The sequence below is a fragment of the Paraburkholderia sp. RHO2 genome (assembly GCF_050955445.1).
Taxonomy (GTDB): Bacteria; Actinomycetota; Actinomycetes; order Mycobacteriales; family Mycobacteriaceae; genus Prescottella; species Prescottella agglutinans_A.
On sequence record NZ_CP162617.1, the window covers coordinates 4,038,717 to 4,064,844 of the forward strand.

26 protein-coding genes are annotated in these 26,128 nt (G+C 68.6%); 15 read left to right on the forward strand and 11 right to left on the reverse strand.

Translation table 11 applies throughout. The features are described from left to right. Positions 1–17: 17 nt before the first annotated feature. Positions 18–1,484 carry an IMP dehydrogenase gene (guaB, locus tag ABTV10_RS18845; protein WP_499035219.1) on the reverse strand — a complete coding sequence of 489 codons (1,467 nt, stop codon included), beginning with the start codon at positions 1,482–1,484 and terminating at the stop codon, positions 18–20. A 250-nt stretch (positions 1,485–1,734) separates the two neighbouring features. Here guaB and ABTV10_RS18850 point away from each other — a divergent pair, with 250 nt between their 5' ends. Then, positions 1,735–2,139, forward strand: a complete 405-nt coding sequence (locus ABTV10_RS18850; protein WP_430333678.1) for a DUF5319 domain-containing protein — start codon at positions 1,735–1,737, stop codon at positions 2,137–2,139. Between the two features lie 91 nt (positions 2,140–2,230). On the opposite strand, the gene ABTV10_RS18855 is transcribed toward ABTV10_RS18850, so the two are convergent. The 3 genes from ABTV10_RS18855 to ABTV10_RS18865 all read right to left on the reverse strand — a co-directional run bounded on the left by ABTV10_RS18855 (position 2,231) and on the right by ABTV10_RS18865 (position 4,709). Next, positions 2,231–3,196, reverse strand: coding sequence for an anti-sigma-D factor RsdA (locus tag ABTV10_RS18855; RefSeq protein ID WP_499029337.1), 966 nt, complete (start codon positions 3,194–3,196; stop codon positions 2,231–2,233). After that, on the reverse strand, positions 3,189–3,767 hold the full coding sequence (locus tag ABTV10_RS18860) for a sigma-70 family RNA polymerase sigma factor (protein ID WP_499029339.1): 579 nt from the start codon (positions 3,765–3,767) through the stop codon (positions 3,189–3,191). Before ABTV10_RS18860 ends, ABTV10_RS18855 begins: the two co-directional genes overlap by 8 nt. A 129-nt stretch (positions 3,768–3,896) precedes the next feature. Beyond that, the gene (locus tag ABTV10_RS18865; protein WP_499029341.1) at positions 3,897–4,709 is read right to left on the reverse strand and encodes a hypothetical protein; all 813 of its coding nucleotides are present in this window, start codon (positions 4,707–4,709) and stop codon (positions 3,897–3,899) included. A 498-nt stretch (positions 4,710–5,207) separates the two neighbouring features. Between ABTV10_RS18865 and ABTV10_RS18870 the strand changes: the two genes are divergently transcribed. Next, the gene (locus ABTV10_RS18870; RefSeq protein WP_433606432.1) at positions 5,208–5,498 is read left to right on the forward strand and encodes a WhiB family transcriptional regulator; all 291 of its coding nucleotides are present in this window, start codon (positions 5,208–5,210) and stop codon (positions 5,496–5,498) included. A gap of 102 nt (positions 5,499–5,600) precedes the next feature. Here the strand turns inward: ABTV10_RS18870 and groL are convergent, their stop codons facing one another. The 4 genes from groL to ABTV10_RS18890 form a co-directional block, all read right to left on the reverse strand. Beyond that, positions 5,601–7,214 (reverse strand): chaperonin GroEL, encoded by a 1,614-nt coding sequence (groL, locus tag ABTV10_RS18875; protein WP_499029343.1) that lies wholly within the window; start codon positions 7,212–7,214, stop codon positions 5,601–5,603. Between the two features lie 90 nt (positions 7,215–7,304). Beyond that, on the reverse strand, positions 7,305–7,607 hold the full coding sequence (gene groES / locus ABTV10_RS18880) for a co-chaperone GroES (protein ID WP_005518479.1): 303 nt from the start codon (positions 7,605–7,607) through the stop codon (positions 7,305–7,307). 189 nt (positions 7,608–7,796) lie between these two features. Then, on the reverse strand, positions 7,797–8,231 hold the full coding sequence (locus ABTV10_RS18885) for a hotdog fold thioesterase (protein ID WP_499029345.1): 435 nt from the start codon (positions 8,229–8,231) through the stop codon (positions 7,797–7,799). Beyond that, entirely contained in the window at positions 8,228–9,199 is a 972-nt protein-coding gene (locus ABTV10_RS18890; protein ID WP_499029347.1) for a zinc-binding dehydrogenase, read from the reverse strand. The genes ABTV10_RS18885 and ABTV10_RS18890 overlap by 4 nt, the downstream gene beginning before the upstream one ends. Positions 9,200–9,361: 162 nt before the next feature. Here ABTV10_RS18890 and ABTV10_RS18895 point away from each other — a divergent pair, with 162 nt between their 5' ends. From ABTV10_RS18895 to ABTV10_RS18950, 12 genes are all read left to right on the forward strand, one after another. Beyond that, positions 9,362–10,177, forward strand: a complete 816-nt coding sequence (locus tag ABTV10_RS18895) for a 2-keto-4-pentenoate hydratase (RefSeq protein WP_499029349.1) — start codon at positions 9,362–9,364, stop codon at positions 10,175–10,177. Positions 10,178–10,194: 17 nt separating this feature from the next. After that, positions 10,195–11,532, forward strand: a complete 1,338-nt coding sequence (locus ABTV10_RS18900) for an aromatic ring-hydroxylating dioxygenase subunit alpha (RefSeq protein WP_499029351.1) — start codon at positions 10,195–10,197, stop codon at positions 11,530–11,532. Further along, on the forward strand, positions 11,529–11,879 hold the full coding sequence (locus ABTV10_RS18905) for a bifunctional 3-phenylpropionate/cinnamic acid dioxygenase ferredoxin subunit (RefSeq protein WP_499029353.1): 351 nt from the start codon (positions 11,529–11,531) through the stop codon (positions 11,877–11,879). Before ABTV10_RS18900 ends, ABTV10_RS18905 begins: the two co-directional genes overlap by 4 nt. 7 nt (positions 11,880–11,886) lie before the next feature. After that, positions 11,887–13,125 carry an NAD(P)/FAD-dependent oxidoreductase gene (locus ABTV10_RS18910; RefSeq protein WP_499029355.1) on the forward strand — a complete coding sequence of 413 codons (1,239 nt, stop codon included), beginning with the start codon at positions 11,887–11,889 and terminating at the stop codon, positions 13,123–13,125. Between the two features lie 7 nt (positions 13,126–13,132). After that, on the forward strand, positions 13,133–13,702 hold the full coding sequence (locus ABTV10_RS18915; protein ID WP_433606449.1) for an aromatic-ring-hydroxylating dioxygenase subunit beta: 570 nt from the start codon (positions 13,133–13,135) through the stop codon (positions 13,700–13,702). Positions 13,703–13,749: 47 nt separating this feature from the next. Continuing rightward, positions 13,750–14,619: an alpha/beta fold hydrolase gene (locus ABTV10_RS18920; protein WP_499029357.1), complete on the forward strand. Its 870-nt coding sequence runs from the start codon at positions 13,750–13,752 to the stop codon at positions 14,617–14,619. Next, positions 14,616–15,452 carry a 3-(cis-5,6-dihydroxycyclohexa-1,3-dien-1-yl)propanoate dehydrogenase gene (gene hcaB / locus ABTV10_RS18925; protein WP_499029359.1) on the forward strand — a complete coding sequence of 279 codons (837 nt, stop codon included), beginning with the start codon at positions 14,616–14,618 and terminating at the stop codon, positions 15,450–15,452. Before ABTV10_RS18920 ends, hcaB begins: the two co-directional genes overlap by 4 nt. Next, positions 15,449–17,050, forward strand: a complete 1,602-nt coding sequence (locus ABTV10_RS18930; protein ID WP_499029361.1) for an acyl-CoA synthetase — start codon at positions 15,449–15,451, stop codon at positions 17,048–17,050. The genes hcaB and ABTV10_RS18930 overlap by 4 nt, the downstream gene beginning before the upstream one ends. Then, a complete protein-coding gene (locus ABTV10_RS18935) occupies positions 17,047–17,445 on the forward strand; it encodes a hypothetical protein (RefSeq protein WP_499029362.1) in 399 nt (132 codons plus the stop codon). Before ABTV10_RS18930 ends, ABTV10_RS18935 begins: the two co-directional genes overlap by 4 nt. A gap of 147 nt (positions 17,446–17,592) precedes the next feature. Further along, complete coding sequence (locus tag ABTV10_RS18940) at positions 17,593–18,423, forward strand: class I SAM-dependent methyltransferase (protein ID WP_499029364.1); 831 nt, start codon at positions 17,593–17,595, stop codon at positions 18,421–18,423. A gap of 39 nt (positions 18,424–18,462) precedes the next feature. Beyond that, positions 18,463–19,467, forward strand: coding sequence for an endonuclease/exonuclease/phosphatase family protein (locus ABTV10_RS18945; RefSeq protein WP_499029366.1), 1,005 nt, complete (start codon positions 18,463–18,465; stop codon positions 19,465–19,467). Positions 19,468–19,649: 182 nt separating this feature from the next. Further along, complete coding sequence (locus ABTV10_RS18950) at positions 19,650–22,103, forward strand: LuxR C-terminal-related transcriptional regulator (protein WP_499029368.1); 2,454 nt, start codon at positions 19,650–19,652, stop codon at positions 22,101–22,103. A 191-nt stretch (positions 22,104–22,294) separates the two neighbouring features. Here ABTV10_RS18950 and ABTV10_RS18955 read toward each other — a convergent pair whose 3' ends face one another. Continuing rightward, the gene (locus tag ABTV10_RS18955) at positions 22,295–23,719 is read right to left on the reverse strand and encodes a LuxR C-terminal-related transcriptional regulator (protein ID WP_499029370.1); all 1,425 of its coding nucleotides are present in this window, start codon (positions 23,717–23,719) and stop codon (positions 22,295–22,297) included. 12 nt (positions 23,720–23,731) lie between these two features. Here ABTV10_RS18955 and ABTV10_RS18960 point away from each other — a divergent pair, with 12 nt between their 5' ends. Next, positions 23,732–24,166: a hypothetical protein gene (locus ABTV10_RS18960; RefSeq protein ID WP_499029372.1), complete on the forward strand. Its 435-nt coding sequence runs from the start codon at positions 23,732–23,734 to the stop codon at positions 24,164–24,166. 29 nt (positions 24,167–24,195) lie between these two features. Here ABTV10_RS18960 and ephH read toward each other — a convergent pair whose 3' ends face one another. After that, on the reverse strand, positions 24,196–25,014 hold the full coding sequence (ephH, locus tag ABTV10_RS18965) for an epoxide hydrolase EphH (RefSeq protein WP_499029374.1): 819 nt from the start codon (positions 25,012–25,014) through the stop codon (positions 24,196–24,198). A gap of 127 nt (positions 25,015–25,141) precedes the next feature. Further along, the gene (locus ABTV10_RS18970) at positions 25,142–26,074 is read right to left on the reverse strand and encodes a 3-carboxyethylcatechol 2,3-dioxygenase (RefSeq protein ID WP_499029375.1); all 933 of its coding nucleotides are present in this window, start codon (positions 26,072–26,074) and stop codon (positions 25,142–25,144) included. Positions 26,075–26,128 lie beyond the last annotated feature (54 nt).

A 26,128-nucleotide genomic window follows, 5' to 3' on the forward strand; every position in this document is an offset into this window, starting at 1 on the left:
GATTGTGTTGTGTGGTGCTAGCGGGCTGCGTAGTTGGGCGCTTCGACCGTCATCGTGATGTCGTGCGGATGGCTCTCCTTGAGGCCGGCCGCGGTGATCTGGACGAACTGCGCCTGCTGCAACTGCTCGATGCTGGAGGATCCGGTGTAGCCCATGGCCGCGCGGAGACCACCGGTGAGCTGGTGGATCACCTGCGACAGCGGACCGCGGAACGGGACGCGTCCCTCGATGCCCTCCGGGACGAGCTTGTCCTCAGCGAGGACGTCGTCCTGGAAGTAGCGGTCCTTGGAGTACGACTTGCCCTGGCCGCGACCCTGCATCGCGCCGAGCGAGCCCATGCCGCGGTAGCTCTTGAACTGCTTGCCGCCGACCAGGATCAGTTCGCCCGGGGACTCGGCGGTGCCGGCGAGGAGCGAGCCGAGCATCGCGGTGGACGCGCCGGCGGCGAGCGCCTTGGCGACGTCACCGGAGAACTGGAGGCCACCGTCGGCGATGACCGGGACGCCGTGCGCGGAGGCGGCCGCAGTGGCTTCCAGGATCGCGGTGATCTGCGGGGCACCGACACCGGCGATGACACGCGTGGTGCAGATGGAGCCGGGGCCGACACCGACCTTGACGGCGTCCGCGCCGGCCTCGACGAGCGCGAGGGCGCCGGAGCGGGTGGCGACGTTGCCGCCGATGAGCTGGACGCGGTCGCCGATCTCGCCCTTGAGCTTGGTGATCATGTCGAGCACGCCACGGGAGTGGCCGTGCGCGCTGTCGACCACGAGGACGTCGACACCGGCGTCCGCGAGCGTCATGGCGCGGGTCCAGGCCTCGTCGCCGACGCCGACGGCGGCACCGACGAGCAGGCGGCCGTCGCGGTCCTTGGTGGCGTTCGGATGCTGCTCGGTCTTGACGAAGTCCTTGACGGTGATCAGACCGGTGAGCCGGCCGTGGCCGTCGACGATCGGCAGCTTCTCGATCTTGTGGCGACGCAGCAGTCCGAGCGCGACCTCGGCGGTGACGCCCTCGCGCGCGGTGATCAGCGGCGCCTTGGTCATCACCTCCGCGACCTGACGGTTCTGGTCGACCTCGAACCGCATGTCGCGGTTGGTGATGATGCCGACGAGCTGGCCGGCGTCGTCCGTGACGGGCAGACCGGAGATGCGGAAGCGCGCGCACATCGCGTCGACCTCGGCGAGCGTGTTCGTCGGCTTGCACGTCACCGGGTCGGTGACCATGCCGGCCTCGGACCGCTTGACGGTCTCGACCCACCCGGCCTGCGCCTCGATGGACGAGTTGCGGTGCAGGACACCCATGCCGCCGGCGCGCGCCATGGCGATGGCCATGCGTGCCTCGGTCACGGTGTCCATCGCGGAGCTGACGAGCGGGACGTTGAGACGGATCTCGCGGGTCAGTTGACTCGAGGTGTCGACCTGGTTGGGAACGACGTCCGATGCCGCCGGCAGCAGCAGCACGTCGTCGAAGGTGAGACCCAGCATCGCAACCTTGTTCGGGTCGTCTCCCCCGGTGTGAACGTGCCCTGCGGAACTACTCATGCGGCTCGGGCCCTCCATGAAGCGTCGATCGAGTAAAGGAAGAAGCGGCGGGCGGTACGACCGTCAGGCGGTGACGTCCACCCGTCCCGAGACCATGATATCGGCTCGCTCGAACGGGCACACGAGCGCTCCCGGCGACTCACCGGGCGCTATCAGCTAGCGCAGACCGGGCTGACCTGCGTACCGTGGTCTTGTGCGCGATCAACTGCCTCCCGGCCTTCCGCCGGACCCCTTTGCCGGTGACCCCGCCGACCCGTCGGCTGCGCTCGACGCGATCGAGCCGGGACAGCCGCTGGATCCCCACGAGCGTCTCGCCGTGGAGGAGGACCTCGCCGACCTCGCCGTGTACGAGGCACTGCTCAGCCACCGCGGAATCCGCGGGCTGGTCGTGTGCTGCGAGGACTGCCAGCAGGACCACTACCACGACTGGGACATGCTGCGCGCGAACCTGCTTCAGCTGTTGGTCGACGGCACGGTCCGCCCGCACGAGCCGGCGTACGATCCGTCACCCGACGCGTACGTGACGTGGGACTACTGCCGCGGGTACGCGGACGCCTCGATGAACGACGCGCTCCACGGCGACAGCTTCGACCTCTGAGGTAGCTCGCACAGACACACAGACGACCACGGCCCGGCAAGGAAACTTGCCGGGCCGTGGTCGTTTCGCGTGGTCTCGCTACCGGTGGGGCTCAGCCCGTCGGCGAGGTCGGCGTCCCGCCGACCGATCCGCCCGTCGCCCGTGTGGTCGACGTCGCAGGCGCAGACGTCGTGGTAGTGGTCGGCGACGGTGTCGCCGACGCGGACGACGACGGCGGTTGCGTCGTCGACGTCACGGGCGCGGACGTCGCAGGCGCGCTCGTACCCGGATTGGTCATCGGCAGCTCCGGGTTCGACGTCGTTCCCGGTCCCGTCGACATCTCCGACATCGTCACCGAGTCCGTCACCGACGAGGAGTGCTCGGCAACCGTCGACGCCGGCGACGGCTCCGGGGGCGGCGGGGGCGGCGGTGTCGTTGCCTTCTGCAGCTCCACCAGCAGCCGGTCCCGCCAGCCGTTCAACTGGTCGCGGGTGCTCGCCTCGTTGACGTCACTCGCCCGAGCAGCGGCGGAGTCGAGCTTGGCCTTGGCGCCGGCGGCGTCGCCGGAGGCGATCAGCCGCTCGGCCTCCTCGAGGTTCGACGTCGTGTCGATCTTCGCGACGGTCGAGGCGGCACGCTCGGTGAAGACGACCTGCTTGACGCCCCACAGCGGATCGCCGGGTTCGGCGTTGTACGAGAAGATCGTCATCCCGCCCATGGCGATCGCGACGACCGCCGCCGCGGCCGCGATGGGACGAAGCAACCGGAGTTGACCGCGGCCCGAACGGGTCCGGGTCGAGAGGGACCCTCGAGCCTCGAGCTCACGGTGGACCCGCTCGACGATCTCGTCGAGGTCCGGCTCGGCGGGCATCGGCTGCGCGAGGATCTCGGTCCGCCAGTTCGAGAGCAATGCCGCGACCTGGTATTCCTCGGGGCTGTCGGTCGCGACGGGACCGCCACCGGCGATCGCGTCGATCAGCGCGTCGTCGCGGCGCACCGCCGACACGTCGACCGGATTGCCGTTCCCGGCGAGATCGGCGTAGGGATCGCCCGGCTCACCATTGTGTCCCCTACCCATGTCTCTCACCTGCTCTCGTCACTTCCTTCTTCAACTTCGCGATGGCTCGGTGCTGAGCCACGCGCACTGCACCGGCGGTGCTTCCGACCGCCGCGGCCGTCTCCTCGGCGGACAGGCCGACGACGAGCCGGAGGACCAGGATCTCGCGGTGCTTCTCCGGAAGCGTTTCCAGCAGCGCGTTCACCTGTCGGCTCGTCTCCGAACTCAGTGCCCGGTCTTCGGGACCGTCTTCGGAGGAAACGACATCTGGTACTTCAGCAACTGGATCGGATTTGTTACGCGCCGCGTTTCGGTGCGCATCGGCGACCTTGTGAGCGGCGATGCCGTAGACGAACGCCATGAACGGACGACCCTGGTCCTGGTAGCGCGGCAGCGCTGTCATGACGGCCAGGCACACCTCCTGCGCGACGTCGTCAGGGGACAGATTCCCCCGCTCCGCGGCTCCGACCCGGGCCCGGCAGTACCGCACGACAAGCGGGCGAATTGTCTGCAAGACCTGGGACAGAGCGTTCCGGTCGCCCTGTGCCGCAGCGGCGACGGCGGAGTTCAACTCCTCACCCGTGTTAGACATCGTCTGAGCGAATCCTGGCGTTACAGTGGCACGTCCCCCCAGCCGGGTGTGCTTCCGCCTCGCGGCGGAACGTCTGTAAGAGTAACGACACAGTCCGACCGGTCAGTGCATCGTTCGGATTTCCGGCGCTCATTCGGCGAACCTGCCGCCCCGGTGGGCGATCGCATCTGCACATTCGTCGCGGACGGCTCGGGCGGCCGCGCTGGGACGTACGCCGTCGATGAGCATCGCCGCCGCCCACCGGAGCGGCAGGAGCCCGTGGGCCCGGCTCTCGGCTTCCACCCGTTCGGCGGTTTCGAGCGCCAGGTCCGGCTCGGGTCGACCCGTTGCGGCGGCAGCGAACAACAGCGCCGACTTGATGCGGTGCCTGACGGACGGGCCGTCCGCGGACCGGTCGACGGCTGCCTGCGCGTGCGTCGTCGCGGTCTCGAAGTCGCCGGACGCGAGCGCGATCTCGGCGGTCACCCAGTGCAGTCGCACATGCTGGCGCCACAGCGCTTCCGTGTTCCCGATTTCGTCGAGGTAGGCGCCGCAACGGTCGAGCAGGCGATGCCCCAGTGCCAGCCGACCGCAGCCGAGGGCGTCGGCCGCGAGTCCGGTCAGTGCGTCGCATCGCGCCTCGTGTCGGAGCGTGTCGTCCGAGTCCGACAGGGCGTCGCCCGCCCGGCTCGTCCCGACCAGCGCCAGCGCGGCACCATCGCACTCGGCGGCCAGGGCGTGGCCGCCGAGTTGCCGCAACAGCGACGCCTGCGTGCTGGCAGCGAGCGACACGACCGCCGGCGGTGCGGCCGACCGTCGCACCGCGTCGAGCTCGGCGCGCGCCTGGGCGTACCGCCCTTGGCCACCGAGCGCCACGGCGCGGAGCCAGCGTCCGACGGCATCGTCCGGCGCGGACAGTGGGTTTCGCCCGGGATCCGGGCCGAACGCAACGTCACGAAGCATCCGAAGATCATCCCACCGATGCGCCCGTCATCCCGAAACCGATATGGGTCCGCTGGCCGCGGAATTCGGACCATATTCCAACTGGACGACCTGTTATTTATCCGAACCGTGCCAGTGCTGGCACGACCCACTCGATTTGCTTCAATGTTGAAGAATATGTGGCCAGGAGGTTAACGGGAATCGCCGCACAATACTCCGGAGTAGCAAAATCGGACATCGATGCCGGACGATCGTCCAGGTGGGGCCCACACCAACCAGCACCGACGTCGACGGCCCGCGTACCGCCACGCAATCACACCCGCTTGTCGATGTAAATGACCAGGCCGTTAATTCTTCGCTCCGCCGATATGTAAATCGCCACTCGACGAAAGTGTTGACGTGATTTCGTACACCCCTTTACGGTTGCCTGTGCGTGACCATTTTCATTGGTCCCGTCATCCACGGGGGGTGGCGGGCCGCTCGCAGCTTCATCGCGAGCCTGCTGACAGAGGAGTCCTGATGCCTGTTCCTAATCACCTTCCCGGCCCCAACGCCGACATCTGGGACTGGCAGATGCGCGGGCTGTGTCGTGGCCTCGATTCCTCGGTGTTCTTCCACCCGGACGGCGAACGTGGCCGCGCCCGGGCGCAGCGGGAGAGCCGTGCCAAGGAGATGTGCCGGCGGTGTCCGGTACTGACCCAGTGCCGCAACCACGCCCTGGCGGTCTGTGAGCCGTACGGGATCTGGGGAGGGATGTCGGAGTCCGAGCGGGAGATGCTGACCAGGCAGTCCCGCCGCCGGATCGCTTGAGGGGATCGTGTAGTCGCCGCTAGGTGACGAGGACACGAAACGCGAAGGTCCCCGGACGAATTCGTCCGGGGACCTTCGCGTTTTCGGCGAGCGCCGAGGCGATCAGTGAGCGTGGCCGTGGCCGGTGTCCGCTGCTTCCTCGGTGGGCTTCTCGACGACGGCGCTCTCGGTGGTGAGCACCATGCGCGCGACCGACGCCGCATTGACGACCGCGGAACGGGTCACCTTGACCGGGTCCACGACACCGTCGGCGAGCAGGTCGCCGTAGGTGAGGGTCGCGGCGTTGAAGCCGTGGCCCTTAGGCGCCTCGGCGACCTTGCTGACCACGACGGCACCGTCGAGACCGGCGTTGGTGGCGATCCAGTAGAGCGGGGCCTCGAGCGCGGTGCGCACGACCTCGACACCGGTGGCCTCGTCGCCGGAGAGCGACGCGGCGAGGTCGGTGAGGACCTGACCCGCCTGCACGATGGCGGAACCACCGCCGGGGACGATGCCCTCCTCGACCGCAGCCTTGGCAGCGTTGACCGCGTCCTCGACACGGAACTTGCGCTCCTTGAGGTCGGTCTCGGTGGCCGCGCCGACCTTGATGACGGCGACGCCGCCGGCCAGCTTCGCGAGGCGCTCCTCGAGCTTCTCGCGATCCCAGTCGGAGTCGGTGTTCTCGATCTCGCGCTTGAGCTGCCCGACGCGGGTCTCGATGTCGGCCTCGGTGCCGGCGCCGTCGACGATCGTGGTCTCGTCCTTGGTGACGACGACTCGACGGGCGCTGCCCAGCAGGTCCAGGCCGGCGTCCTTGAGCGTGACACCCATGTCGGCGGTGATCACGGTACCGGCGGTGACGACGGCCAGATCCTCGAGGAACGCCTTGCGGCGGTCACCGAAGAACGGAGCCTTGACGGCAACGGCCTTGAGGGTCTTGCGGATCGAGTTCACCACGAGGGTCGACAGGGACTCGCCCTCGATGTCCTCGGCGATGATCAGGACCGGCTTGCCGGACTCGGCGATCTTCTCGAGCAGCGGCAGGAACTCGGGCAGCGAGCTGATCTTCTCGCGGTAGAGCAGGATCAGCGCGTCCTCGAGGACGGCCTGCTGCGCGTCGATGTCGGTGATGAAGTACGGCGACAGGAAGCCCTTGTCGAACTGCACGCCCTCGGTGACGACGAGTTCGGTGTGCAGGGTCGAGGACTCCTCGACCGTGACGACGCCGTCGACGCCGACGCGGGTCATGGCCTCGCCGACCATCTCACCGATCTCCTCGTCGCGCGACGAGACGGTGGCGACCTGCGCGATGGCGTTCTTGCCCTCGACCGGAGTCGCGGCCGCGAGCAGAGCCTCGGACACGGCGTCGGCGGCCTTGCTGATGCCGACGCCGAGCGCGATCGGATTCGCGCCTGCCGCAACGTTCTTCAGGCCGGCCTTGACCAGCGCCTGCGCGAGCACGGTGGCGGTGGTGGTGCCGTCACCCGCGACGTCGTTGGTCTTGGTGGCGACGCTCTTGACGAGCTGTGCGCCGAGGTTTTCGAACGGATCCTCGAGCTCGATCTCGCGCGCGATGCTCACACCGTCGTTGGTGACGGTGGGGCCGCCGAACGCCTTGGCGAGCACGACGTGCCGGCCGCGCGGGCCGATGGTGACCTTGACGGCGTCGGCGAGCTGGTCGACGCCGCGTTCGAGCGCGCGCCGGGCCTTCTCGTTGAATTCAATTTGCTTGGACATTGATTCAGCTTCTCCTGGATTTCAGGGCTTCGGCCGGAACGCACTCCGCCCCGGGTCCGATGCGGAACTCCGGGGCGGGAGGCGTGAGGCTTACTTGGCGACGACAGCCAGAACGTCGCGAGCCGACAGGATCAGGTACTCCTGGCCGGCGTACTTGATCTCGGTTCCGCCGTACTTGCTGTAGATGACGGTGTCGCCTTCCTGGACGTCCAGCGGAATGCGCTTCTCGCCGTCCTCGTCCCAGCGGCCGGGGCCAACGGCGACGACGGTGCCCTCCTGGGGCTTCTCCTTCGCCGTGTCGGGGATGACCAGGCCGGAGGCAGTCGTCGTCTCGGCCTCGTTGGCCTGGACGAGGATCTTGTCCTCGAGCGGCTTGATGTTCACGCTCGCCACGATGAGCCCTCCACTTTCAGGGGTTCGTTGGGCCCGAGGCTGTTCCTCGGACCACGATCAGTTCAGTCACCACGGTGACTCCTCGCGGGCCCCGTCGTCGCGGGTGCCGGGACTCGCTCAGCGTCGACTAGCACTCTATACATGAGAGTGCCAGCACTCAAGGGCGGCGTGCGCTTCCGCGGACGAATGTCAGTACTGCGACGGCGTCTCCAGCACGGCCATCGTGCAGCGCGAGACGCACACCAGCTTGTCCTCGTCGTTCACGATCCTGATCTCCCAGACGTGCGAACGCCGTCCCAGCGCGAGCGGCGTCGCCTCGCCGTACACCCATCCCGAACCCACGGGCCGCACATGGTTGGCGTTGATCTCCATGCCGACGCAGTGGAACTTGGTGCGGTCCACCGCGAAGGTCGCCGCCCAGCTCGCGAGGGTCTCGGCCAACGCGATCGACGCGCCGCCGTGCAGGACGCCGGCAGGTTGCCTGGTCCGCTCGTCGACCGGCATCCGGCCCTTGAGCGAGTTCTCGGTCATCTCGGTCACCTCGATGCCGAGATTCCGATTGAGGGTGTCTGCGCCCTTCGCGTTGGCGCTCTCGATTGTCGGATCGCCGATCCAGATGCTCATGAGACCTTCACCACGACCTTCCCGTTGACGTCACCGTCAATCATGGCCTGGAACCCAGCGTGAATGTCCTGCAACGGGATCACCCGGTCGATCCTGGGCCGCAGTCCGGTGGCCTCCATCATGCGCAGCATCGACACCAGCTCGGCGCGGGTGCAACCCGTCGACCCCAGGATTCGCTGCTGCAGGTAGAAGATGCGGGTGAGGTCCGCCGGCGGGTTGGAGCCGGACGTCGCGCCGGCGATCACGATCGTGCCGCCCGGACGCAGGGACCGCATCGAGTGCGCCCACGTCGCCTCACCGACGGTCTCGATGACGACATCCACCTTCTCGGGCAACCGGGCGCCGGCCTCGATCGCGGTGTGTGCACCGAGTTCGAGCGCGCTCGCACGCTTCTCGGCGCTGCGGCTCGCGGCGTAGACCTTGGCACCCGCGGCGGCTGCCAGGCTGATCGCGGCGGTCGCGACACCGCCGCCGGCCCCCTGCACCAGAACACGGTCGCCGGCCTTGATCTGCGCCTGCGTGAACAGCATCCGGTACGCGGTGGTCCACGCGACGGGCAGACACGCGGCCTCGTCGAACGACAGCCAGTCCGGCTTGGGGATCAGGTTGCGCTTGGGCACCACCAGGTACTCGGCGAAGGCTCCGTCGTGCTGCTCCGACAGCAGCGCCCGGTTCGGGTCGAGCGTCTCGTCGCCCATGCCGCCGTCGGCGTCGGCGATCACCGGGTAGACGATCACCTCGTTGCCGTCCTCGTCGACGCCGGCGGCGTCGCAGCCGAGGATCATCGGAATCCGGTCGGCCGGGTGCCCGACGCCACGCAGCGTCCACACGTCGTGCATGTTGAGGGCGGACGAACGCACTGCCACCTTGGCCCAGCCGTCGGGGACGATCGGGTCGGGAACCTCGCGGAGCTCGAGTCCGCTCAGCGGATCGGCCGAATTCTGGGCGACGGCGACGGCTGCGAGCATGGATTCTCCTGTGCTGTCGGACACAGCCACCGGGTGCAGTGGCCGTGAAATACGTGTTCGGATAGCCATGTTCGGCGCGGCGACCCGTCTCGCGCGAGGGCGCGTTCCGTACCTCGGCACGACCGCTGGCCCCGGAACTGTCGGGGGCGTTCTCCTGTACGCATGGCAACTGACACCACGGGCGCGCTGCACGCGGCGGTCCCTTCCCTCGCCGCGCAGCTGGCCGAGGCGGAGCGCACTCGGCAGCCGGTCGCGCAACCCACCTCGTCGCACCCCGACCTGACGGTCGCCGACGCCTACGAGATCCAGCGCCGCAACATCGCGCGGCGGATCGAGGCCGGCGAGCGGATCGTGGGTCGCAAGATCGGGCTCACCTCGCTCGCGATGCAGCAACAGCTCGGTGTCGACCAGCCGGACTTCGGCGCGATCCTCGACACGATGGTGGTGGCCCACGAGGGCGAACAGGCCGCCGACGACCTGGTGGCGCCGCGCGCCGAGGCGGAGTTCACGTTCCGACTCAGCCACGACCTGGTTCCCGGCGACGCCCCGTTCACGTTCGAACAGGTCCGGGACGCGATCGGCGAGGTCATGCTGAGCCTCGAACTGATCGACAGCCGGATCGCCGACTGGAAGATCGGCCTCGTCGACACCGTCGCGGACAACGCGTCCAGCGCCCGTCTGGTCGCGGGCCCGGGAGTGCCCGCCACCCGGGAGCTCCTCGACGCCCTTCCGGACATGATCCTCACGCTCACCCGTGACGGCGAGAACGTCACCGAGGGCCCCGGTTCGGCCGTCCTCGGTCATCCACTCAATGCCATTGTCTGGCTGGCTAATTCGCTCGCCGAGTACGGCGACCATCTGCGCGCCGGGGACCTCGTCCTGGCCGGCGCTGTGCACGCCGCGGTCCCGCTGGCCGCCGGCTCCACCTTCGGTGTCAGCTCGCCGGGCCTGCCCGACGTCACCGTCCGCATCGTCTAGATCAAGGGAGACGACACATGTGTACCTCCGACGGAGGCAGCCCGACCACGGGCTCGATCAAGAGGCCGGCCGCCCTCACCAGGTTCGTCGACGTGTCGACGATGGTGGACAGCGACAACGGCTACGTCGATCGCGCGGTCTTCACCGACCAGTCGATCTACCAGCAGGAGCTGCGCCGCATCTTCGCGCCGAGCTGGCTGTTCCTGGGGCACACCTCGCAGATCGCGAAGCCCGGAGAGTTCCTCACCACCTACATGGGTGAGGACCCGGTCATCGTGACGATGGGCAAGGACCGCACGATCCGCGCGTTCCTCAACTCGTGCCGCCACCGCGGTGCCCGGGTGTGCCGCGCCGACTTCGGTGCCACCAAGAACTTCACCTGCACGTACCACGGCTGGAGCTTCGACACCGCCGGCCAGCTGGTGAGCGTCCCCAACGAGGCCGGCTACCCGGAGAGCTTCGACAAGAAGGACTGGGGCCTGGTCGAGGTCGCGCAGCTCGACACCTACCACGGCCTGATCTTCGCGACCTGGAATCCCGCTGCGCCGCCGCTGAAGGAAGCGCTCGGCGGCATGACCTACTACATGGACGCGATGCTCGATCGCGATCCCGAGGGCACGGTCGCAGTCGGCGGCATCCACAAGTGGGTGCTGGACGGCAACTGGAAGCTGGCGGCCGAGCAGTTCGCCACCGACTGGTACCACGTCAACATGTCGCACGCGTCGGCGCTGATGGTGCTCTCCCCCACCGGCCGCGGACCGAAGGCGGAGATCGCCAACACCCCCGGCCGCCAGTTCTCCGATCCGCTGGGTCACGGCGCCGGGTTCCCTACGCACCCGCGCAGCCGCTTCGACGCCCAGCCGGTGCACGAGTACTACGACTACGACGCGCTCCGTGAGCGTCTCGGCGACGAGCGCGTCGAGGGCCCGCTGACAACCGGTCACGCGACCGTCTTCCCGAACTTCTCGTACCTGCCGGTCAACGGCAGCATCCGCGTCTGGCACCCGAAGGGACCGGACAAGATGGAGGTCTGGGCCTGGACCATCGTCGACAAGTCGATGCCTGAGGACGTGCGCGAGGCGCAGCGTCTCTACAACCTGCGCACCTTCGGCCCCAGCGGCATCTTCGAGCAGGACGACGGAGAGAACTGGAGCGAGTGCCAGTCCATCGCAGGCGGTTTCATCACCAACAGTGTGCCGCTGAACTACCAGATGGGCCTGGGCAGCGAGCGTGAGGACGGCGTCTACCCCGGCAAGACGAGCGAGTTGTACAGCGACGCCGCGGGCCGCGGCTTCTACCGACGCTGGGCGGAACTGATGAACACACCGGCATGGCACGAAAAGGGCGCGAAGTGAGCGAGACCATCACCAGGATCAAGGTCGGCGCAGTCGGCGACATCGAGGACGGCGAGGCGCTGGTCGTCGACGCCGAGCAGACCGGCACCGGCGAGCCCATCGCGGTCTTCCACGACGAAGGCGAGTACTTCGCGCTCAACGACCGCTGCAGCCACGGCGAGGCATCCCTCGCGGACGGTTGGATCGAGGGCGGTCAGGTGGAGTGCCCGCTGCACGCGGGCAAGTTCTGCCTGCGCACCGGCTCGGTGCTCTCCATGCCGGCCACCGAGGACGTCGCGGCCCACAAGGTCGAGGTCGAGGGCGACGAAATCTGGCTGTACCCCGGCCAGTCCGCGGCCGCGGAGTGACGCGTCCATGAGCACACGCGAGCGCACTCCTGAGCGCATCGTCGTCGTCGGAGGCGGACTCGCCGGCGTCAGTGCCGCCGGTGAGCTCCGCTCCCGCGGCTTCGAGGGTGAGATCACGCTGGTCGACGGCGGACCCACGCCGTACGACCGTCCGCCACTGTCCAAGGCGTTCATGTTCGGCACGGCCGACGAGTCCGATCTCGCCCTGGCCAAGCCGGATTGGTATGTCGAGCAGCAGATCACGCTGCGCACCGGCGTCCCGGTCACGGCGCTGAAACCGGACGAGGGCGTCGTCGAGCTCGCGGACGGCACCCGCCTGGACGCGGACGTGACGATCCTGACCACCGGCGCCGGCGCGCGGCCCCTGCCGGTTCCCGGCGGCGATCTGCCGCAGGTGCACCTGCTCCGCACGATCGACGACGCCCGCGCCCTCAAGGCGCGGTTGGTCCCGGGCGCGCGACTGGTCGTGATCGGCGCCGGCCTGATCGGCGCCGAAACCGCCTCGGCCGCATTGCAGCTCGGTGCGACCGTCACGCTGGTGGATCCGCTCGATCCGCCGATCGTGCCCGCGGTCGGCCCGGAGATGGCACGGTACCTGCACGACCAGCACACCGAGCACGGCATCGCGGTGCACACCGCGGGCGTGACCGAGATCCGCGAGAGCGGCGGGGCCGTCACCGTGGTCCTCACGACCGGTGAGGAGCTGCCCGCCGACGCGGTTCTCGTCGGCATCGGGTCCATCCCGTCCACCGAACTCGCGGAGGGCGCGGGCCTCGACGTCGACGGCGGTGTGCTCGTCGACGAGAACTTCCGCACGAGCCATCCGGCCGTGTTCGCGGCCGGCGACGTCGCGCGGATGCGCGCCGCCGACGGCACGCTGCACCGGCGCGAAGAGCACTGGGAGGCAGCACAACTGAACGGACGTGCGGTTGCCGCCCGCGTCCTGGGGCAGGAACCCGAGCCCGAGTGCGCCGGATGGTTCTGGTCCGACCGGCACGGCATCCACGTGCAGGGCGTCGGATCGATGACCGCCGAGGGCGAGACCGTGATCCGGCCTCGCCCCGACGACGCCGCCCGCCCGCAGATGGCGTTCCGTGTCCGGGGCAACACCCTGGTCGGCGCCGCGTTCATCGACGGCGGCCCGGCAGTGCGGGCCGCGCGCATCATCATCGACCGCGCTCTTCCCGTCGACCCGGCCGCCCTGGCCGACCCGACCGTGAATCTGCGCAAGCTCGCCAAAGGATGACCGACTCATGGCAACCGACACCACCTCGGCGACCGTCTCCGCCCAGCGGCAGGCCGCCGACGCCGACACCCACTTCCGGGTGCAGCAGCTGTACTTCCACGAAGCCGAACTGATCGACGACGGCCGGTTCACCGACTGGCTCGACCTGCTCGCCGAGGACCTGCACTACTGGGCGCCCACCCGCACCAACCGGCTGCGCCGCCAGCAGTCGCTCGCGGTGGCCGCCCGCGGCGAGGCCGCGTTCTTCGACGAGACCCGGGCCAGCCTGGCGTGGCGCATCCGCCGCTTCGACTCCGGCATGGCGTGGGCGGAGGATCCGCCGTCTCGCACCCGGCACCTGGTGAGCAACGTCGTCGTTCGGCACACCGACGAGGACGAGCGTGAGATCGGTCAGTGGTACGCGCGATCGAACTTCATCGTCTACCGCAACCGGCTCGAGCGCGAGGTCGACATCTACTCCGGCGGCCGCGAGGACATCCTCCGCGAGACCGAGAGCGGCGACCTGGTGGTCGCCCGCCGCACGATCCTGCTCGATCAGAACGTATTGCTGGCCAAGAACATCAGCACGTTCTTCTGATCGCCCCCAGCCACCGACTCTTCCCAGACACAGGAGCGCGTGAACAAGTGACCACGAACGCAGCGGCGGAGACAGCCCTGACCACTCGCGAGGTGCAGACCTCGCTCGGCACGATCAAGGTGAGCGAGGCCGGCAGCGGCCCCGTCCTGGTGATGCTGCACGGCGGCGGCCCGGGCGCGTCCGCGATCGCCAACTACAGCCAGAACCTGCCGGCGCTGACGCCGCATTTCCGCGTCGTGCTGCCGGACCAGCCCGGCTTCGGCGGCAGCTACCGCCCCACGGAGGAAGACCTCCAGGAGCGCAGCATCACGCAGATCACCGTCGACGCGCTGATCCAGACGCTCGACGCGATGGGCATCGACGAGTTCCACCTGATGGGCAACAGCCTCGGTGGCGCCGCCGCGATCGCGCTCGCGCTGGCGATCCCGCAGCGGGTCACGCGGCTGGTGCTGATGGCTCCGGGCGGCGGCTGGCTGCCGTTCGGCCCGACGCCGACCGAGGGCCAGAAGGCGATGTTCCGCTACTACAACGGCGGCGGCCCGACCGTGAAGAAGATGAAGGACTTCGTCCGCACCATGGTCGCCGACCCGAAGCAGTTCGACGACGCGAACATCCAGGCCCGCTACGAGGCGTCGCTGGACGAGAGCCACATCGAGTTCTACCACCGCTACAACGCCGCGTTCGCGCGGCGCCACGGCATGGATCCGCTGTGGCGGGACGCCCACAAGATCAAGGCGCCGACGCTCCTGCTGTGGGGCACCGAGGACCGCACCATCACGTTCGAGGGCTCGCAGCTGATGCTCAAGCAGATCCCGAACGTGCAGCTGCACGCGTTCAGCAAGTGCGGCCACTGGGTGCAGGTCGAGCGTCAGAAGGAGTTCGAGCGGCTCGTGGTGGACTTCTTGGAGGATCAGTGACCGGGTGGCTCGAGGGCAACGTCGCCCTCATCACCGGCGGCGGCTCCGGACTGGGCCGGGCCGTCGCCGAGCGGTTCCTCGACGAGGGCGCGTCGGTCGTCGTCGCCGATCGTGATCCCGCCAAGCTGAGTGATCTCGTCGAATCGGCAGGAGACCGCGCGGACCGCGTTCACGTCGTCGAGGCCGACGTGCGATCGACCGCCGACCAGCATCGCGCGGTCGCGGAGGCTGTCGCGCGCTTCGGTAAACTCGACACCCTGGTGCCGAATGCGGGTATCTGGGATTACCAGCGCAGCATCACCCGCCTGGGCGGCGAGGAACTGTCCGCGGCGTTCGACGAGCTTTTCGCCATCAACGTCAAGGGCTACCTGCTGGCCGTCGAGGCTGCGTGGCGCGAGCTGGTCAAGACCCGCGGCAGCATCGTGATGACGCTGTCGAACTCGGCCTTCTACCCGAACGGAGGCGGTCCGCTGTACACCGCGAGCAAGCACGCCTGCCGCGGACTGGTGCTGGAACTGGCCTACGAGCTGGCCCCGAAGGTGCGGGTCAACGGCGTCGCCGCCGGCGGCATGCGCACCGACCTGCGCGGACCCGAGTCGATCGGTCTGGCCGACCGGTCGATCGAGGCATCGTTCGCGCGCAGCACCACGACGGGCGCCAACCCGCTGCTGCCGCTGCACGACGCCAGCGTCGACCCTGCCGACTTCACGGCGCCGTACGTGCTGCTGGCCTCGTCGGCCAACAGCTCCAACATCACCGGTGCGGTGATCCCCGTCGACGGCGGTATCGCCGCCCGCGGGTTCCGCACCGCAGCGGGCGGAGACGATCTGTGAGCACCGAGAAGACACCTGTGGACATCAGCCCGGCCCGCGCACTCCGGTCGCTGGGCCGCCTGCACGGCGCCCGCACGGCGCTGATCTACGAGGACCACACGATCGACTACCGCGCGCTCACCGAGCGTGTGCACGCGATGGCGGTGGCCCTACACGCGTCGGGAGTCCGCAAGGGCGACCGGGTGGCCTACCTCGGCCTCAACAGCCCGACGTTCCTCGTGACCTACCTCGCCTCGGCGTGGGTGGGTGCGGTGTTCGTGCCGGTCAATTTCCGCCTGGCCGCCGCCGAGATCGCCTACCAGCTGGGCGATTTCGGACCCCGCGTCCTGATTGTCGAGCCCGGTCACATGGATGTCGTCGACGAGATCGATCCGGCCGTCCTGCCGGCGCGCATGTTCGCGGTCGACAACGACGACGCGGTGCCGCTGACCGACGAGCCGTCCGAGCGCTGGGAACGCCTGACGGCAGCCCTCGCACGCGGCGCGGCCCAGGGCGTCGAACTGACCCCGCTCCCCCGCTTCGCGGACGATCTGGCCGCGCTGATGTACACGTCGGGCACGACCGGACGCCCCAAGGGCGTCATGCTCACGCACGGCAACATCTGGTGGAACTCGTTCAACGTGGACTCGGTGGTCGAGACCAGCCGCAGCGACGTCAACCTCGCGGTGGCGCCGCTGTTCCACATCGGCTGCCTCAACTCGTTCACGCTGCGCAGCCTCGCCCGCGGCGGTGCCACGCTGGTGCGCCGCACATTCGACCCGGCCCGCACGCTCGCCGACCTCGTCGAGTACAAGGTCAACACGATCTTCGCAGTGCCGGCGATGTTCTCGGCGATCGCCCAACTGCCGCAGTTCGCGGACGCGGACCTGTCGCAGTTGCGGTCGGCCATCGTCGCGGGCGCCCCGGTGCCGCCGAGCCTGGTCAAGGAGTACGGCCACCACGGTGTCGCGCTGCAGCAGGCCTGGGGCCTGACCGAGACCGCACCGTTCGCGACCTCGCTGCCGCCCGAGCGGACACTCGAGCGGGCGTCGTCGGCGGGTCTGCCGATGCCGTTCACCGAGATCAAGATCGTCGACCCGGTGACCGGCGCGACCGTGACCGAGCCGAACGCCGCCGGCGAGATCTGCGTCCGCGGCCCGAACGTCACCCCCGGCTACTGGGCCAACCAGGACGCGACGGCCGCGGCGTTCGACGCCGAGAACTGGTTCCACTCGGGCGACCTGGGCTGCCTCGACGAGGAGGGCTTCCTCTACATCGTCGACCGGATCAAGGACATGATCATCTCGGGCGGCGAGAACGTCTACCCGGCCGAGGTCGAGCGGGTGCTCGTCGAGTTCCCGGGGGTCACGGACGCGGCGGTCGTCGGCGCGCCGGATCCCAAGTGGGGCGAGATCGTCGTCGCCGTGTTGGTCGTCTCGACCGACACCGATCCGACGCTCGAGGAGATTCGGGACTTCACCAGCGAGCGACTCGCCCGCTACAAGCTCCCGAAGGAGATCTTGGTTCTGGACTCGTTGCCGCGCAACGGTTCCGGGAAGCTCGACAAGGTGGAGCTCCGCAAGCTCGCCGCCGACGGCCGCGGTTCGCTGAACCGATGAGCACCCCGGGCTGGCCGCTGACGTACGCGGTGCACGACGGCGGCACCCCGGTCGAGGTGCGCGCACGGTTCGCCGTGCGCGGGCCCCTCGGGAACGCCTATCCCGCCGGTGTCGCCGACCTGGAACTCGACGTCGACGGGCTGCGTGACGCCGACGCGCTGCGCGGCCTCGGTGAGCGGATCCTGCGCGAAAGCCCGGAATGTCGACGGGTCGTGATGCCGGTTCCGGCGGGCGACCTGGACGCGATCGGCTTCGCCGAGGACGCCGGGTTCCGGTATGTCGTCGACGTCGACGTGCCGGGCGACCGCGGCGAGATCACGGAGCTCTCGCTCCTGGTCATGGAACCCGCTTGGGTGGCCGACGCGCCGACCGCGGTCAACGATCTTCCGCTCTGACCGGGCCAGCCTGAGGGGCGGCCGGATTCGCCCGAATCCGGCCGCCCTTCAGTCGTTTTCGGACCCGGGTCCGGCGCGCCTCCCCACCGGATGCCCCGCGTCTGGTACTTGGTTGAGGTGAATCCAACTATCAGCCCTTCGGCTCTCATGTCCGCCGCCGCCGGCGCCGCCCACGCGATGGTGGACTCGCCCCCGCATCTGATCGTCGACGTGACCGCGCGACGGCTCTGTGCGGCCGCAGGCAGCCCATCGCCCCTCGACTTCCACCTCGCCCACCCTGGCGAACCGATCCTCGCCGCGGCCCGGCTGTCGGCCGCCGCCCGCAGCGCGTACGCCGAACGGCTGCTGCGTTCTTCCGGCATCCGTCAGTACGTTGTCCTGGGTGCCGGCCTCGACACATCGGTGTCGCGCACTCCCGAGTCCTGCGACGTCTGGCACGTCGATCTCCCGGGTGTGCTCGCCTGGCGTTCGGCGCTCCTGGAGACGGCCGGTGTCCCGGATCGGGGCGTGCCGGTGCCCGTGGATCGGTCCACCAGCGATCCGGTTCCGGCGCTTGCGCAGGCGGGGCTGCGCGGCGGCGAACCGGCCTTCGTCTCGTGGCTCGGGGTGTCGATGTACCTCGACGGAGACGCGGTGCAGCGGACCTTCGCATCGCTCGGTCGGCTCGCGCCGGGATCCGAGTTGGTGTTCGACCACATCATGCCCCCTGCCGACCGCGACGACGCGGGCGCCGACTACGCCCGTGCGGTGGCCGCCGCGGTGGGGGCGCAGGGTGAACCGTGGCGGTGCACACCGTCGCTCTCCGCGCTACACGGCTCGCTGGAGGCGACCGGATGGTCGACTGTCGAGTCCCTGTGTGAATCCGAATCGGTCCCCGCAGGCTTCTGGGATCGCTCGGATGCCCTGCAGCCCATGGACCTGGTCCGCCTCACCCACGCCACGCTGTCGTCGACGCCGCGCACCGAACGAAACGGATAAACTCCCGGCGTCCGGCTCGGCGACACCTGGGGGAATCCGATGAGACGTGTGCTGACACTTCGCCGCGCGGCGGCGGTCGTCGGGGGCGCCGGAATCGCGTCGGGCCTCGCCGCCCTCATCGCGTTCCACTCGGGCGCCTCGAGCAACGTCGTCATCGTGGCGGCCTCGTTCGCGCCGTTGCTGTTGGTGGTGACGATCGTCGGCGCGCTCGTCACCGCCGCCGCGCGGCAGTGGATCCTGCTCGGGATCTCCGCGGTCGTGCTGGCGTTGGGGGCCTGGGCGTTCGGACCGTTGTGGATGGGCGGCGCGGCCGGTGAGCATCCCGAACCGACGGGGCCGTCGATCCGCGTGATGCAGTCCAACATCATGGTGGGTTCCGCGGACCCCGCGGCGCTGGTGCGGTCGGTGCGCGAGCAGCGTGTCGACGTGCTGACGATTCAGGAGCTGACGGAGCCGGCCGTGGAGGCGTTGCGGGCGGCGGGGCTGGAGGAACTCCTTCCGCACACCTTCCTGGTGCCGCACGTGACCGGTGGTGGCGGCGGCGGAATCTACAGTCGGCTCCCCCTGTCGAACGGCCGCAGGGTGGACGGGATGGCGCTGACGAATCTGGTTGCCGAGGTGGACGCCGGGCTGGCCGAACCGGTGGTGGTGTACGACGTGCACCCGGTGCCCGCGTACATCGCACCGGCCGCTGACTGGACCGAGGACTTCGATCGGTTGCGCGACGAACTGGATTCGGCTGCGACACACCGCAACGTGATCGTCAGCGGCGACTTCAACGCCACGTACGCGCACCGCAAGTTCCGCGATCTGCGACGCGGTGGGTACGTGGATGCGGCGGACCAGTTGGGCGCCGGCATTCTGCCGACGTACCCGACCGACAAGCGCTATCCCGCCGTTGTCGGGATCGATCACATCCTGACGAAGGGCGCGCAGGCGACGTCCCTCGACCGTATCGACGTCGTCGGCTCGGATCACCACGGACTGGTCGCGGACGTGCAACTCGGTGTCGGTCAGAACGGTGGCGGTTCGGCGCCGCAGTGAGACTCGATGCGGTGAGGCTCCGGTCCTCCCCCGCTTCGCGTTCGCCGCGGTACTCGCGGCACCCTCGAGGAGTGATCCGTATCGAGCCGGTCGGGTGACCGTTCTCGCGGTCGGCGGAGACCGCTTGGTACAAGATATCTGCAGCCGGATTCGGACAGCATGGGGTCCAGAGGGGTGTGAGGATGGCATCTGCACGTTTGCCGTGGGGACGATCCCGGCTGCTCACCAGGCTCGACGAGGCACCGCAGACCGTGCTGTGGGGTCCCCGTGGGTACGGGAAGACGACACTCGTGGAGACGTGGCTGGCGGCGCAACCGGACACCACCGTGATCCGAGTCGAGGTTCCCGATCCCGGCACGGCCACGGAACAGTACTGGTCGGATCTCACGGAGAGGGTGACCGTGGACACCGACGTGCTCGTCCTCGACCGCCCGGATCGGCTGTGCGACGTGACCATCTGGGAACGGCTGCACACGATCCGCGCGGCGCATCGCGGGTTGTGCGTCGTGGTGTCGATTCGCGAGAGCACCTTGCTGGAGTCCCTACGCTTACCCGACCCGAACCTGACGGTTGTCACCGCGGCGGAACTGGAGTTCACCGAGGCGGAGGTCGCCGACCTGCTCGCACACCACGCCGTGTCGTCCCCGGATCGGACGGCCCGAGACCTGTGGCGGGTCACCGGAGGCCATCCGGCGCTGGTTGCGATCGCCGAGGACGTGGTCCGAGCCTTCGGCAGCGACCTGGATTTCGAGCGGGAACGTGCCTATCTGGCAGTACGGGTACAGATCGACAGGTATGTCGAGGACATGCTGCTGGAGGAGCCGGGCATCGGTGGCATGGCGCGCACGATCGCGGTGCTGCGGCGGCCGTTCCCCGATGCGCTGGAACTGTTGGGGGTCGACGACATCGCAGGGACCCTCGGCGGCCTCGAACGCGCTGGCCTGTTGCGACGGATGCCAGCGGCACCGGACCCGTACTGGACGTGGCCCCCAGCGCTCCGCAGATCCGTACTGCGGAGCGTGGAGCGGGACGCTGTGGTGCCCTCTCGCGTCGCCTCGGCGACCCTCGCACGCTGGTTCGCCGACCGCGGCGAGCCTGTCGAGGCACTCCGGCACGCGACCGACGGTCAGGACTGGGATCTGATGATCGCCATCCTCGCCACCGAGTGGCCCACTATCGTCACGACCGGACTGGGAGTACTGGTCCGGGCGTTGCACGCACTGCCGGAATCGGAGGCACAGGCGAACCCGGCCGTCCGGTACGCGCGCCTCATCGTCGCCGGAGTCGGCCTGACGGCGGGAAGTCCGGGCCACGTGCGCGGGCCGCTGCCGGAGATCTCCGTTACCGAGACCGCTGATCGCGACTCGGCCGAACGGGCGCTCCTGACCGGGACACTGCGCCTGTGCATTCAACGCTGGAACGGCGACTACGACGAGGCCGTGCGTGACCGCGACGCACTGGTGACACTCGCGAACCGGGTAGGCGAGTCCGGTGGCCTGGACCGGCGCTGGCTCTCCTCGGCCTGGATGCACTTCGGGCTGGCCAGCCAGCTCCGCGCCGGGGACAAGCGGACCGTGGAACTTCTCACCCGAGCCGTCGACTGCGGCATCGACGATCCCGGCAACTTCGCGGCCCGTCAGGCCGCCGGTCATCTGGCGCTGCACTACGCGGTGCGGGGCGAGTCCGAGCGGGCGGCACACTGGCTCCGGCAGGAGGCGAGGTTCGGGGAGCGGGCGGGCTGGATCCGAGCGCTGGTCGAACGTCCGGGGATCGTTGCGCGGGCACTGGAACAACTCGATCGACTGGAAGTCCCCGCTGCCGAAGCCGCAATGGACGAGCTGGACGAACTCGACGAAGAGCTCGACGAGCTCTGGGCGTTCGTCGTGTACGTGCGCAGTCAACTCGACCTGATCCAGGGCCGTTCCGAGGTCGGCCTCGACCGGGTGGACAGGAGCCGCCACCGGCTCGCGCGCCGGCTCGGGCCGACCGCCGCTGCGCGCCCACTGTTGACCGCGGCGTCGATGGACCTACACACGGCGGCGGGTCAGGCGACGCGGGTGCTCGACCATGCCCGACGGGCAGACGGACCGATGCACCCGATGATGCGGCTGGCCGCGGCGAGGGCCGCCATGTGCGCCGGCGACCATGCGGCCGCGACCGCGTTCTGCACGCCTCTGACCGGGCGCCAGGTCAGCGAGACCCGGGTCCGCCTCGAGGCGTTGTTGATCACCGCCACGCTCGCGCACGAGCAGGGCAGCGACGACGACTCCCGGATCGCATGGAACCGAGCAACGGCGACGTCTCGCGACAGTGGGCTGGTGCGGCCGCTATTGACCGTGCCGCCCGCGATCCGCGAGGCGCTGACCGCGGGCGGAGACGCGATTCCCTTCGCGGACAAACTTGCCGAGTGGGGCGACGGACCGTACCCGCGTCCCGCACCCCCGGTAACCCTGACCGAGCGCGAGGCCGTCGTGCTCGACGGCCTCGCCCGCGGCGGCAGCGTTGCGCAGATCGCCGAGTCCCTGTTCGTCTCCCCGAACACCGTCAAATCCCAGCGCCAGAGCCTGTACCGGAAGCTCGGTGTGAACTCCCGCCGTAGCGCCGTCCTGGAGGCTGCACGCCGCGGACTTCTCTAACGGCGCCGGGAGCGGAACTCCTGTTGCGGCGGTGAGGAGCCGACACCGAAATCGGCCGCCTCAGCGCCGAACCGCCACCAGACCCTGCCACCTTCTGAAACACACAGCTGCGGAACGCCTTCCAGCAACGACGGGCGTCTTGGGGTTCGTCCGGTGCACTGAGCGGCGATATCAGTTGTTCGAAGGCGCAGCTATTGCCCGGGATTCGCCACCGGGCCGACAGACAGAAGTAGTCGGACGAGTTCAGCCTGGCGGTGCGTGGCGGTCTTCTCGAAGATGTGCTGAAGATGCGTTCTGATCGTGGTGGTCGAGACGGAGAACTCCTGGGCGATCGGCCTCAACCCATCGCCCTGGGCGACGCGCCGCGCGACCTCCGCCTCCGTGCTGGTGAGCGCATACAGCCGGCGCAACATGCCGGTATCCAGTTTGGGGACCCGATCGGGATCGTCGATCACGACGAGTGCGGTGGCACCCGATGCGTCCAGTCCGACGGCGCCTGCTCCGACGGTCTCCGCACTGAGCGGCACCACATGGACTGCGTATTCGCTTCGTCCGGAGGGGCGAGGACAGGAGACCGAGCCTCCGGCGGGAACACCGTCGCCGGGTGCGTTCACAGCGCGGTACATGAGACCGCGAAGCTCTCGATCGGAACGCAGGAGGGACGCTGCGACAGATCCCTGCGCATCGAGGTGAAGGCCGTCGTCGGAAACGAAGATTCTCTCCGCCGCGGAATTGAGGTGCAGAATCCGCGTGTCCGGGCCGATGATCACGATGCCACGCGACATCAGCTCGATCGCCGCAGCCAGGTCGCGCTCGCTCCGCGCAAGGTCCGCGAGTTTCGCTCGGGTGCGAATCGCCTGTTGTAGGTGGGGAACCAACTGTCCGAGCAACGACAGTCGATCGGCAGTTCCGAACGATTCCGAGCCACGCTGCGCCGCAACTCCCAGCCACGCGGTACTGCTACCGCTGGTCAACCGGACGAACAGCCCGTCCTCGAAACGGTTGGGCCGACACCAGTCGACATAGAACTCCGTCTTCATGTGGGGGTAGATCAATTCTGCCCCGGTGTGGATGCGGCCGATCGGCGCCCGTTCCACGGCTTCTGCCACGTAGTCGAGTCGACCGTAGTACTCGTTGTAGGTCGCACGCGCGGACAGCTCACCACCGACCTGCCAGTCGGCTCGTCGCGCACTGATCGCCGACGTCAGCAGGCCGGAACCGTGCCCGCCGAAGGCACGCACGAGACCGTGGAGTACCGAATCCCACTGCTCGGGAACAACGGCCGTCGCATAAATCGCGGACACGAGGCGGGAAAATTCGTCGACGCTGATCATCGACCGCCCCTTACGGAAGTCGGGTGCGGAGGTCGGGTGCACGGCACCCTGTATTCCCTCGATTATCGCCGATTTCGTCTGTTTGTACGAGGTCGAATTCAGCTGTGCGTGATGTTCTGGTTGTGGGCGTTCGACCACGAACCCGACGACATCCGATTTCCGGAAAAGGCATCGACGAGAACGCCCCGAAATTGTGAGGGAAATCACAATTGAAACGACCGGCCGAACGCGCCTCGCCCCCAAGCCGGTTCGGCGACGCACATCCAGATGACCACGCCCCACGAGGTGAGACCCATGACAAGCACAACACCGATCACCACCATGCACGCATATTCGGCCACCCGTGAGCAGGCGTATTCGACCGGCGCGGAATGGACGCTCAGTTGTGTCGGCGTCGCTCGGATCCTCTACGGCATCCTCCCGCTGGCGCTCCTGGCCAACGGATTCGCAGCAGGTACCGCTGTCGCGATCGCGGCACTCGCGATCTTAGGAGTCGAATTCGTCATCCAGGGCATCGCCACGACAGCGCTGGCGAGAACCCTCACCGACAGCGGCATCGCCGTGATCGTTGCGGTAGCGCTCGACGCACTCGTCACCGTCCTCGCGATGGTGCTACTGGCCGCCGGCTGGAACCAGGTCACCGCTGCCGCAGGACTTGTAGTGCTCGGCGCGGTCGCAGTGGCGACGCTGTCGGCTGTCGTCGTCGCTCTGACGTCCACTTCGCCCTGACGCGGGATTACCGCGCTCCGAGCGCGGCATCACCCCACGTCGCGACACCTCGCAACCCTCTCGAGGTGAACGCGTACCGCGCCCGCCACTGCATCCGGATCCTCGAGCATCGGAATGTGTCCGACACCGGGAAGGACGATCTCTTCTACATCTCCGGGGAGTTCGTCGAGGAAGCGCTGAATGCATGTGTCCCGGGTCAGGAACGTGTCGAACTCCGCCAGGATCAACGACGTCGGTGCGGTCACCCGGTCGAGGCCGGTGTGCGGCCCGTCGCGCAGGAAGGCGAGCAGGATCGGCATGTAGACAGTGCAGCGCGACACGGCGCGAACGACATCGGTCGCGTCGCCGGGATCGACACGGGAGACATCGTGGCTGCAGTTCGCGATGACGGGACGCTGGAAGAACCGACTCGAAGCGGCGCGGTCACCGAGCACGCGGGCGAGCGTCATGAGCGGGAACTGCGCTGCGAACCCGAAACCTGTCCGGAATTCGGTGCGGGAGAATCGCTTCCACCCGCCACCGGGGTTGATACCGGCGAGCGATCGCACGCGCCCCCGTCGCTCGAGTTCGAACGCAACCTGGCCCCCCAGCGAGTTGCCAACCACGTGGCATGTGCGCCAACCGATTGCGTCCAGTTCGCGTTCGATGCCGTCGGCGATCCCGGCAATCCCCAGATCGCGCCACCGCAGTCGCGGCCCGCCCCAGTGCCCGGGCATCGTCAGCGCGAGTACGTCGTAGTCCGTGGCCAGATCGTCGAGTACGCGATGCCACACGTGATGCGAGAGTGTGAAGCCGTGGAGCAGCAGGACCGGTTCGCCCGACCCTGCGCGGTGCCTTGAAGTCACCATGACGCCCCCTCCCCTGGAAGTCCTGTTCTCATGGCTAGCACTCCGCCGCAGCGTTGTCGAGCACCACAAAGACGACGGAGGCCGGGTTCCCGTGAAGGGAATCCCGGCCTCGTGGCCTTGCTGCCGGCTACTTCGCCGTCGTCACCGCGAAGCCCGCGACCCACTCCGGAATCGCCCGGTAGTAGCGCGACTGCAGTTCGTACGAGCCGGACGCCGCGAGCGCCGCGTAGGCAGCGATCCATGTGCGCACCTCGTGCGACGATCCGCCGCCGTGCTCCTCGAAGAACTCGTTGGACCAGCCGTCGAACTGCTCGAGGTCACCGGACGCGACGATGTCGAGAACATCGTTGTCCCACTCGGGGTTCAGCGGCTTGCGGGTCGACGTGCCCGCTGCCAAGTCGATGCCGGACTGCACGACGCGCTGCTCACCGCGGGCACGCTGCTCCGGGGTGGGCGGGTTACCGAGAATGAGCGCCTCCGCGACGCGCGGCGGGGCTCCCGCGAGGATCGGCACCGGCGGATCGTGCGACAGCCCGCCCGACGCCAGGAACAGCACCCGCTTGTCGAGCAGCGACGCCGCCTCGCCGAGCGCCTTGCCGAACTGCCGGATCCGGCGCACAGGGCCGAGCGGCGCGGCCACACCGTTGACGAACACCGGGATGGTGGGCACCGACTGGATGCCGCCGAACAGCATCTCCAGTGGCTGCACGAAGCCGTGGTCGACCACCATGCGGGCCGAGATCGTCAGGTCGATGTCACGCTCGAGCACACCCTCCGCGATCCGGTTGGCCGTCTCGGCGTCGACGAGGATCTCACCCTCCGCAGACCCGAAGTCGCCCACCGCGATCGCGCCCGTGGCGATCGCGAACGGAGGCATCTTCTCGTAGAAGAATCCGTTGTAGTGGTCGGGTGCGAACAGCACGACCACCTCGGGATCGAACTCCTCGATGAACTTCCGCGCCCCGGCAACGGCGTGATCGACCTCGTCGAGCACCTGCTGCGCGGGATCGTTGAGCCCGATCAGCGGTGAGTGGGACAGCGCAACCAGCGCGACTGGCATGAACGGCTCCTTCGGCCTGAATCTGTTTCCGGGACAGGTTCTTCCCGGAAGATG